The organism is Arthrobacter sp. H14 (genome assembly GCF_000520495.1).
Lineage (GTDB): Bacteria > Actinomycetota > Actinomycetes > Actinomycetales > Micrococcaceae > Arthrobacter_C.
In genome coordinates this window covers 4,868-6,912 of the sequence record NZ_KI914711.1, presented here as the reverse complement: position 1 = coordinate 6,912, position 2,045 = coordinate 4,868, and the positions used below count along the sequence as shown (strand labels likewise).

The 2,045-nt window shown below is 59.4% G+C and carries 3 protein-coding genes; all 3 read left to right on the top strand.

Features of this window, described 5'->3' with window-relative positions; all coding sequences use genetic code 11:
• The first annotated feature begins 166 nt into the window (after window positions 1–166).
• The 3 genes from Y707_RS0122110 to Y707_RS0122100 all read left to right on the top strand — a co-directional run bounded on the left by Y707_RS0122110 (window position 167) and on the right by Y707_RS0122100 (window position 1,814).
• The gene (locus Y707_RS0122110) at window positions 167–694 is read left to right on the top strand and encodes a hypothetical protein (RefSeq protein ID WP_155853285.1); all 528 of its coding nucleotides are present in this window, start codon (window positions 167–169) and stop codon (window positions 692–694) included.
• A 155-nt stretch (window positions 695–849) separates the two neighbouring features.
• The gene (locus Y707_RS0122105; RefSeq protein ID WP_155853283.1) at window positions 850–1,497 is read left to right on the top strand and encodes a hypothetical protein; all 648 of its coding nucleotides are present in this window, start codon (window positions 850–852) and stop codon (window positions 1,495–1,497) included.
• A gap of 35 nt (window positions 1,498–1,532) precedes the next feature.
• Window positions 1,533–1,814, top strand: a complete 282-nt coding sequence (locus Y707_RS0122100) for a hypothetical protein (RefSeq protein ID WP_026536635.1) — start codon at window positions 1,533–1,535, stop codon at window positions 1,812–1,814.
• The last annotated feature ends 231 nt before the right edge of the window (window positions 1,815–2,045 follow it).

Genomic DNA, 2,045 nt, shown 5'->3' with positions numbered 1-2,045 from the left:
GTCGATAACTTCCCGGCACAGCTCATCCTTAAAATCCTGGCTGAACCGGCGACGTGCTGCAGACATACTCTTGATCTCGCTTTCAGTAACACCTCAGTTTAAGAGGTCCCACTGTCCGAAATCCCTAGGCTCACCAATTCGGAATGCCGCTCATACAGACTTCGATGTGAAATTCACCGGAGGCGAGAGCGTTGGTGGGTCTGGTACGTACGCAGTGACCAACTACAACGGTAATGGGTCAGACGACTGGTATGCGCACATCAAGCCTGCCGACGGTGGCTTCACCGAGGGTGTCGGAACCATTACCGCGACGGCCACCCACAAGATTACCGGCAAGGTCTTCACGGAAACCTACGAGCTGACCATTACGGAGCATCCCGGAATGTCAGCGGATAGATATTACGGCTCATTCTGGGACGATGAAGTCGTTGCTGCCGGATCGACAACCGGACAGTTCTTCGGCTTCACCATTGCAGGGCAAACCCAATCTGACTTCGATGTGACCTTCATGGGCGGTGGAGACGACGTCAACGGAACAATCGGGGCGCCCGTCTACTCCACCTACCAGAATGCCAACGCTTGGTACGCCAGAGTCACACCGGGAACAGGCGGCTTCACCGCAGGCACGCACACGGTTACGGCAAAAGCAGTGCATAAGGTGACGGGGAAGGTGTTCACCAAGATCTTCACCTGACGGTCAACTAGACCCCAGGCGAAGCAGAGGTGGTGGCGTTTCTTCCTACGGGGAGGAGCGCCACTGCTTTTGGTGCTGCCGTCCTGGGTTCAGCCGCCGGCCTTGCCGCACACATGGCCGGTGGCAGCGGAACCACCGCGCCGGAAAGGTCTCTCGTGCAGACAAAAATAACCACCCGGGAACAATGGGAGGCGTTGCCTGTCGGCACGCTCGTCGGCGTTCAGTACTTCGAAGCGGGAGACCGGGACGAAGCCGAGGACACGATGCATGTGCTCCGGGTCGCCGACAACGCCCTCTCCGCCGTGGGCGACTACCGCCTGGCCGGTGGAAAACACTGGTCCGATATTTGGGAGTACCAGCAGGGTGTCACTGTGCAAATCTCCACCCGGCAGAATGCGCTAAGCCCCGAGGCGGCGGCGACGCGGGAAGAGGCGATCATGCAGGGCATCCTCGCGGGCAAGGAAGGTTACTTCGAGCACCAGTACGCCTGGGAGCGGTACAGGCGGCTTTCCGGGGAGGAACGGATCCAAGCTGGCCCTCCCCATGCTCAGGGAGTCTGGGTGTGGGTCATCGATAAACTTCTCGAACTGGGCTGGGAACCGCCGGTAAAGGTTCCCGAAGGTGTACAGGTGTGGACGGTGACCGGGGCGCCGGCAGAGAACCCGCGGAGCGACGGCACCATGGCCTACCTGTCCCTGCCGCGCCCGGAAAACTGGCTTGAGGTCGAAGATCGCGGTGACATCTGGCTGGAAAACCCGGTTGTGACCGTAATCGGTGAACGCCCGCGCAAGAACGTCGCCTAATGAACGGTCGCAGTGCTACTCAACCCGGAGGAACGATGAGTAAAGACATGAACGTGACAATCCAGCCACTGTGGTTCAACGGCCTGGACGGCACCTGCTATGCGGACATGGGCGACCGGCTGCACCCCGTCAACGTCGATTATCAGGTTCTGCGCAAACAACTGAAAGACACTGAGCTCGCAGCCGAATACTGGCACGCGGCGCTTCCCCCGGGAACCGAATCCCACACCGAAATGGTGGACATAGCAGTGATCAAGCGATTCGCCACGACGCCGAGCTACCACCAAGAGGCTCAGTCAGGCGGGGGTCAGGCTTAGAAACTGGCCAGCGGAAAGATAGATTATTGACACTAACCTTGACGGACGTAAAGCTTAGTGTATGAAGATCGGAGCGGGGATGACCGTCGCCGAAGCTGGCATAAGGCTCGGCATCACCCGCCAAGCAATCCACTTCCACCTCAAGTCCGGGCGCCTCATCAGTGCTGGAACCGCGGGACCGACCATCCTGATCGACCCTGCCTCCGTCGAACGGCTCGCTGTATCGGGAAC

What these genes read in the sequence shown, in the direction of transcription:
- Y707_RS0122100 (WP_026536635.1), top strand. Translation starts at nt 1,533, where the DNA reads ATGAGTAAAGACATGAACGTGACAATCCAGCCACTGTGGTTCAACGGC.